Source organism: Arthrobacter sp. UYEF3 (assembly GCF_040546245.1).
Lineage (GTDB): Bacteria > Actinomycetota > Actinomycetes > Actinomycetales > Micrococcaceae > Arthrobacter.
Genome location: NZ_JBEPNK010000050.1, coordinates 1 through 6,323, shown reverse-complemented (window position 1 = coordinate 6,323; position 6,323 = coordinate 1). Strand labels below are relative to the sequence as shown.

The window sequence follows — 6,323 nt, the reverse complement described above, 5'->3', positions numbered from 1 at the left end:
TTCGTGCAGGGCCTGATCAGCCACGCCGGCTCCGGCTTCTCCCTCACCTCCGGGGACACCAAGGTCGACCTGACCAACTTCACCATCGACCCGGGTACCTCCAAGCTCTACGGTGACGTCGCGGTCAACGGCACGGTCGCCGCGAAGCAGGCCTACATCTTCAACCTCGACGGCTCCACCCTCAAGCCCCTCGCGAAGGCCGGCGACACCGCGATCCTGGAAGGCACCCGCGTGCTGATCTCCGACACCGCCGCCGGCCTGCTGAACAAGACGTTCAAGACCGACGCCGTGAAGGCCGGCATGCTCGTCGGCATCGCCAAGATCACCGTCAACACCAAGTAACACCCACCACCAAGACCTGCCGGAGGCATGGTCTGCACCGGCAGGCAGAGCCGCGGCACCTCCCCACCGGAGGGCCGCGGCACTGTTGTCTTTCTAGATCGTGGCGCGTCCGGAGCCGGATGCCGCGCACAGCCCCTAGCGTTGAAGGATGTCCAAAATGACCGGAGCCGTGGTTGACGTCGTCCTGCCGTGTTTGAACGAGCGGGGAGCCCTGGCGTGGGTGTTATCCCGCATGCCGGACGGATACCGGGCCATCGTGGTCGATAACGGTTCCACGGACGGGTCCGCTGAACTCGCGGCGAGTCTGGGCGCGGTGGTGGTCCGTGAGGACCGGAGGGGGTTCGGGGCAGCCGCCCATGCAGGCCTGCTCGCAGCAACTTCAGAGTTCGTGGCTTTCTGTGACTGCGACGGTTCCCTCGACCCGGCCCGGTTGCCGGAGCTATTTGCTCCGGTTATGGAGGGCTCTGCGGATCTGGTGCTGGGCAGCCGTCAGCCGCAGCGCGGATCTTGGCCCCTGCACGCCCGCGTCGCAAACGTTCTCTTGGCGTGGCAGCTCAGGCGCCTGACCGGTGAACGGGTGACTGATCTCGGACCCATGCGGGCCGGACGCCGGGCCGATCTGCTTTCCCTTGGTCTCGAGGACCGCCGCAGCGGTTACCCGTTGGAGATGTTCCTCAAGGCGAGCCTGCGCAACTGGCGGATCGTGGAGATACCCGTGCCCTATGCCCCTCGCACCGGCAAATCGAAGGTCACCGGAACGGTCCGCGGAACGCTGACGGCGGTGCAGGACATGTCAGCCCAGCTCAAGGCGGCTGCGGCGGCTTCGTCTTCCGGACCGTTCCGGAATCCCGCCAGCAGCGAAGAAACTAAATGAGGAACAGCATGGATCTGACAGTAGCGGTCATCGCCAAAGAGTGCCTTCCTGGGCGAGTGAAGACCCGGTTGAGCCCCCCGCTGACGCCCGAACAGGCCGCAGCCTTGGCACAGTTAAGCCTCAGCCGCACCCTGGAAACGGTCCGGGGGCTCCCGGTACGGAACCGGCTGCTGGTTGTGGATGGCACCCCCGCTGCGGCCGACGCAGAAAACTTCACCGTTGTGCCGCAGTCATCCGGCGGCCTGGACGAACGTCTCGCTGCTATCTGCGACGCAGCCACCGGACCGATTCTTATTATCGGCATGGATACCCCCCAGTTCTCGTTTGACGATGTGGCACCGCTGCTCCGGGACTGGTCAACACAAACAGCTCTCCACGACGCCTGGATGGGCCCTGCCACGGATGGCGGTTTCTGGGCTCTCGCGCTGCGGCACCCCGTCGGAGAGCTGATCCGGGGGGTGCCGATGTCCACCGGGAGGACCGGTGCCAGCCAGCTGACGCGCCTGTCCGCCGCAGGGCTCAGCATCGGAATGCTTCCCGAACTGCGCGATATGGACCACTTCAGTGATGCACTCGAGATCGCCGCAAAGATTCCCGGCAGCGGCTTCGCGCATGCCGTCGATGAAGCCGCACTCCAGATCCGGGGCTCCTCACCCACCGGCGGAGCAGCCCGATGACTGCCGTCGGTGTCGCTTCTGCCGCCAATTTCGGCCAAGGCCACGAAGAGCCATACGCCCGGGCGCTGGCGAACGGCTCCGGCACTCTGACCCTTCGCCCGGACAGCGGGCATCACCAGGCCGACCCGGTGGACTTCGACGTGCGCAGCTGGTGCGAGGAGGCCAGCCTGCTGGAGCGTTCCCTGCTGCGCAGCCTGCAGGGACCGGTCCTTGACGTCGGCTGCGGACCGGGACGGTTACTGGCCGCCGCACAGCGAATGGGTCTGGCAGCCCTGGGCATCGATACCAGCGCTGAGGCGGTCGGTCGGGCGCGCGGGCGCGGTGCCCGCGCACTCGAACAATCAGTTTTCGCCCCTGTGCCCCACTCCGGTCTGTGGCAGTCAGTCATTCTGCTGGACGGCAACATCGGCATCGGCGGAAGCATCACGTCCCTGCTGCGCCGATGCAGCCAGCTCATCTCCCCTTACGGGACGGTCCTGGCCGAGGTGGAAGCCGACGAGGACCTGGACGTCGTCTATTCCGCCGTGCTGGAGGACCAGAACGGAAACCAAAGCGAGTCTTTCCGGTGGGCCCGGACGGGCAGCGCGGGGCTCGTGTCCCGGGCAGAGCGCAGCGGGTGGACCGTTACCTCCATACAACGCGTTCAGGGCCGCGTCTTTTGCCGCCTGTCGCCCGCCAGGATGCCTGACAGGATCATGCGGTGAACGCCGCTCCCCCCTCATCAACCGGTGTGGCCGGCACCCGGCTCCGGTTGTTCGTCGTCCTGCCCGCGCTGTTCGTCGTGGCCGCGGCCGTGCTGTGGTGGATGGTTCTGCCCGGAAACCCGTTCGAATCCGCACCGATTGTCGGCACCTGCCTTTCGTGGCTGGTTCTGGTTGCGGCCCTGAGCCTCCTGCGGCACGTGCCTCGGCGGCAGGTCGGCGCCCTGATCATCGCAGGCACGGTACTCCTCGGCCTCGTTGCGGTGAGCGCCCCTCCCCGGACCAGCAACGACTCTGCCCGGTACGCGTGGGACGGGATCGTGCAAAAGGCGGGAAACTCCCCGTATTCGTTTGTGCCCGTCGATGAGACTCTCGCCAACCTGCGGCCGGGGTGGCTTTTCGCGCCCGGCGCTCCCGGCGCCGATGGCAGGCCACTATGTGCCAAGGACTTGTTCGGCACGGAGTCCGTCTCGGCCTTCGGCTATCCGTCCGGCACTCCGTTGTGCACCGCCATCAACCGGCCCCATGTGCCCACCATCTATCCGCCGACGGCCGAAATCTACTTTTTTGGTGTGCGGGCCGCCGTCCCGGACTCGGTCGGCTACCTTCCCTTCCAGCTCGGAGGGCTGCTCATCAGCGCGGCCGTCGTGGTGATGCTGCTCGCCGCTCTGGCCAAACGCGGCCTGCCGTTGCACCTCGCCGCCGTATGGGGCTGGAGCCCGTTCGTGCAACTTGAGGCCGTCAACAACGCCCACGTTGACGTATTGGGCGCCGCCTTGATGCTCGCTGCCGGAATGCTGATGGCTGGCGGCAGGCCTCTCCGCTCGGGAGTAGCCTTCGGGGCCGCCGTGGCAACGAAGCTCATTCCGGTCATTGCGGCCCCCGCGTTGTTGTTCCGGCGCCCGGTCCGCTTCATTGCCGCTGCTGTCCTGACATTCATCCTGCTTTACGTGCCCTATCTGGCAGTGGCCGGGGCCGGCGTTCTGGGGTTCCTGCCCGGCTATCTCAAAGAGGAGGGCTACAGCCAGAGCGGCGGGGTCCGATTCAGCCTCGCGCAGATCATCTCCGCCGGCCCCTGGCCGCCGGTCCTCAGCGCCGCCGCACTGGCCATCGTTGCTCTCGTCGTGCTGCGGCAAACACGCGCAGCCAATGTCTGGGAGCAGCAGACCGTCATGATCGGGCTGACGTTGCTCATTGTCAGCCCGAACTACCCTTGGTATGCGCTGATGCTGTTGCCGTTCATCGTCCTGAGCCGGCGGTGGGAGCACATGGGTGTGATCCTTGCCCTGGATTTCATCTACATGGTCCCTACCGTCGCACCCCTGACTGGGCCGCTGGATCAGATCGTGCTTCTCATGGCGGCCGCAGCCATCGCCGCAGGGGCCTGGCTGCGGCGCCGCGGCGAGCTTCGACGAGCCGCCGTCGACGGCCTCCGGTCCGAATCGCAGGGCCAAGTGATTTCAACCCAGTGAACGGCACCCGTCCCCCCACCACCAGTTCCCCCGAATGGCAGGATTGCACCATGGACACACCATTTCCCGACGCGCCGCAGGCGCGCATCGGCATCATCGGCGGCTCCGGAACCTACCGGCTCCCCGGCGCAACGGTCCTCGCCACCGTCGACGTCGACACCCCCTACGGTCCGCCCTCGGGGCCCGTGACGCTCGCCGACGTGGCCGGACGGACCGTAGCGTTCCTCCCCCGCCACGGCGGTGAACATTCGCTCCCGCCCCAGAAGATCAACAACCGCGCCAACCTTTGGGCACTCAAGAACCTCGGAGTCCAGGCAGTGCTCTCGTCCTCGGCCGTGGGCGGGCTGCGGGAAGGCTTCGGACCTGAGACCTTCGTCGTGACAGACCAACTGATCGACCGTACCTGGGGACGTGCCGACACATTCTTTGACGGCACCGTCGCCGACGGCGTCGCCCCCGCCGGCGTCCAGCACCTGCCGGCGTCAGAACCGTTTTGCCCGACTCTACGTTCACACCTGGACGCCGCTCTGGCGGCGCATCACCTTCCCTACGCCCGGCAAGGAACAGTAGTGGTGATCAACGGACCGCGCTTTTCAACGAAGGCCGAGTCGGCCTGGTACGTCACCGGCGGTGCCGACATCATCAGCATGACCCAGTACCCCGAACCCGTTCTGGCCGCCGAATTGAACATGGGTTTCGCCAATCTGGCCTTCATCACCGATTCCGACACCGGACACGACGGTTCCGATCCGGTGACGGCCAACGCTGTCTTCTCGCGGCTCAAGGACGCCCAGCAGAATGTACTGGCTGTCCTCGAAGCGACTGTCGCCGCGATCGGTGAAGACTACTCCGCCCGGCCGTTGATGGACCCGGAAGCCGTGCGCAGGATCATGGCGCTCCCCGCCATCCGGGAAGCTGCGACCGTCTGATGAGACTCCTCGTCACCGGCGGAGCCGGCTTCATCGGTTCCCACATCGTCGAGGCAGCCCTGGCCCGGGGCTGGACCGTGCGGGTCGTGGACTCGCTGGACCCCGGTCTTCACCCCCGGCCGCCGATCTTTGACCCGCGGGTGGAGTTTGTGATCGGCGACGTCACGGACGCGGCCACGGTCGATTCAGCATTGGAGGGTATCGACACTGTCTGCCACCAAAGCGCGAAGGTCGGGCTGGGGGTCAGCTTCGCTGACGCGCCGGACTACATCCGCAACAACGACTACGCCACGGCCGTCCTTCTGGCCGCCATGGAGCGCCGGAGCATTACCCGCCTGGTCCTGGCCTCCTCGATGGTGGTCTACGGCGAGGGCGCCTACACGGACTCTAGGACCGGCCTGCCCGCCAGGCCCGGTCCCCGCGCGGAGGCTGACCTGCGCGCCGGCATCTACGATCCCCGCAACCCGGAAACAGGAGATGTCCTTGTCCCCGCGATGGTCACCGAGGAAGCGCCCCTTGATCCGCGGAACGTTTACGCGGCATCGAAAGTCAGCCAGGAGCACCTTGCCGCCGCCTGGGCACGCAGCACTGGCAGTGCGGCGGTCGCCCTGCGCTACCACAACGTTTATGGCCCCAGGATGCCCCGGGATACGCCCTACGCCGGTGTCGCTTCCCTGTTCCGCTCGGCCCTGGCCCGGGGTGAGGCGCCGCGGGTCTTCGAAGACGGCGCCCAGCGGCGCAGCTTCATTCACGTCCGGGATGTCGCCGCCGCGAACATCGCCGCCGTCAACTCGCTCTCATCCAGAGGAAGCGCTGGCTTTCGTGCCTATAACGTCGGCGCGGACGAGGTACGCACTATCGGTGACGTGGCGGCGGCGCTGAGTAGATTCAGCACCGGTCCCGCCCCCGTCGTGACCGGTGAGTACCGGCTGGGCGACGTCCGCCACGTCACGGCGTCCTCCGAGCGCATCAAGGTGGAGCTGGGCTGGGCGCCGGCTGTGGGCTTCATCGCCGGCATGCAGGAATTCGCCGCCGCTCCCCTGCGCGGCGAACCAGGCTGACACGTCCCAGCGAATGTCAATAAGTGATCATCGGCGTTGGCCGCGCACTGATGGAATGTGTGCCGGTCATGCTTCACCCATGATCGCCTGACGGGCCGTCATAAATGCCGCCCGACGCCGTGGGCGTGGGAGTGTCTGCGCCGGCTGATGCCGCCGCACGTACAGGAACCGGCGTAACGGATTGATCACGGTATGTGGGGAACCCATCCGGGGCGGGTTTGTTGTCGAAGTACTCCTGACAGACAAACGCCGGCCCCGCCGGGGATT

General features: G+C 66.6%; 6 protein-coding genes and 1 pseudogene. All 7 read left to right on the top strand.

The window, feature by feature from the left end; all coding sequences use genetic code 11:
• Positions 1-342 (top strand): annotated as a pseudogene (locus ABIB14_RS18550) (hypothetical protein); the annotation flags it as partial.
• A 157-nt stretch (positions 343-499) separates the two neighbouring features.
• Positions 500-1,216, top strand: a complete 717-nt coding sequence (locus ABIB14_RS18545; protein ID WP_354237371.1) for a glycosyltransferase family 2 protein — start codon at positions 500-502, stop codon at positions 1,214-1,216.
• A gap of 8 nt (positions 1,217-1,224) precedes the next feature.
• Positions 1,225-1,893 (top strand): TIGR04282 family arsenosugar biosynthesis glycosyltransferase, encoded by a 669-nt coding sequence (locus ABIB14_RS18540; protein ID WP_354237370.1) that lies wholly within the window; start codon positions 1,225-1,227, stop codon positions 1,891-1,893.
• Entirely contained in the window at positions 1,890-2,597 is a 708-nt protein-coding gene (locus tag ABIB14_RS18535) for a methyltransferase domain-containing protein (protein WP_354237369.1), read from the top strand. The genes ABIB14_RS18540 and ABIB14_RS18535 overlap by 4 nt, the downstream gene beginning before the upstream one ends.
• Positions 2,594-4,066: a glycosyltransferase family 87 protein gene (locus ABIB14_RS18530; protein ID WP_354237368.1), complete on the top strand. Its 1,473-nt coding sequence runs from the start codon at positions 2,594-2,596 to the stop codon at positions 4,064-4,066. The genes ABIB14_RS18535 and ABIB14_RS18530 overlap by 4 nt, the downstream gene beginning before the upstream one ends.
• 50 nt (positions 4,067-4,116) lie before the next feature.
• Positions 4,117-4,995 (top strand): MTAP family purine nucleoside phosphorylase, encoded by an 879-nt coding sequence (locus ABIB14_RS18525; RefSeq protein ID WP_354237367.1) that lies wholly within the window; start codon positions 4,117-4,119, stop codon positions 4,993-4,995.
• Positions 4,995-6,056 (top strand): NAD-dependent epimerase/dehydratase family protein, encoded by a 1,062-nt coding sequence (locus tag ABIB14_RS18520; protein WP_354237366.1) that lies wholly within the window; start codon positions 4,995-4,997, stop codon positions 6,054-6,056. The genes ABIB14_RS18525 and ABIB14_RS18520 overlap by 1 nt, the downstream gene beginning before the upstream one ends.
• The last annotated feature ends 267 nt before the right edge of the window (positions 6,057-6,323 follow it).